Annotated in this window: 1 protein-coding gene; it reads right to left on the bottom strand. The window is 43.1% G+C overall.

All coding sequences use genetic code 11. From position 1 onward, the window contains the following. Nucleotides 1-297: 297 nt before the first annotated feature. Nucleotides 298-1,207, bottom strand: a 910-nt coding sequence (locus R7O12_RS25775) for an efflux RND transporter permease subunit (protein ID WP_318126899.1), incomplete at its 5' end; no start/stop codon positions are given.

Here is a 1,207-nt window from a genome sequence, read left to right on the forward strand (position 1 = left end):
TTAGATATTGCACATACGATGCCAACTTTTTAATCCTTTAAATTCAATAACTTAATAAATTTTTCATTTTTATATATATATCAGCATGGTAAATTTCGCACCACAAGTGTTAAATTAACCAAGCAAATCCAACAGCCAATTTCATTCAGTTAATCTATAGTATAGAGCGCCATTTCTCCTCACAGTTATCGGCTCAAAACGTGCGCCTCAAACATTCATCTAAAGTCATTCAGGCCTAAATCCTCGGCATAAAAAAAGCAGCCCGAAGGCTGCTATTTATTATTAAGAAAAGAGATACTAGTTCGATGTATTCGCAGAAATATCTGAAGATACTGACGACTTTCTAAAACGACCAATGACACGCTGGAAGAAGCGCTTAATCGCTCGAAAGATGTTTTTAATATCTTCAAGCATTAGATACAGACAAGGCACTAACACCAACGTCAGGACTGTGGCATACAGCACAGCAAAGCCCAAAGCGACGGCCATTGGTATTACGAAACGTGCTTGCAGACTGGTTTCGAACATAATAGGCAATACACCAGCAAAGGTCGTGATGGATGTCAGCGTAATCGCTCGAAAACGCGCACAACCAGCCTCAACCACCGCCTGCTTGATGCTCATTCCTTTCTCTCGCACTTGGTTCACATAATCTGTCATCACCAACGAGTCGTTGATCACCACACCTGCGGCTGCGATCAAACCGAATGTCGACATCATGCTAATGTCTAGCCCCAACCAGAAATGTCCCCAAATCGCCCCTGTTAAACTAAACGGGATAACAGACATCACGATAAGAGGCTGGGTATAGCTCTTCAATGGTACGGCAAGCAAGATATAAACAATGATCATCCCTGCCACAAAGAACATGATTTGTTCGTTGCGTTGCGCGGCTTGCTCTTCGATGTCACCACCCAGCTCTGTTTTGACACTTGGGTGCAGCTTCTTCATATCAGGCAAAATACTATCGTCGATGATTTTCACAATTTCTTGTGGCTCAACGAGTTCTTCATCAATAGAGCCGTACACATAAACGGTTTGATAACCACCTTCGCGACGAATTGTGCTAACCCCAGGCTGCTCACTGATATTCACGACATCGCCCAACATCACTTTCTTGCCTGCTGGCGTAGTAATGACAGCGTAACGTAATGAAGAAAACGCTTCACGAGTCAGTTGAGGATAGCGAACCATGACTTTGATCTCT

The sequence above is a fragment of the Vibrio sp. Vb1574 genome (assembly GCF_033338675.1).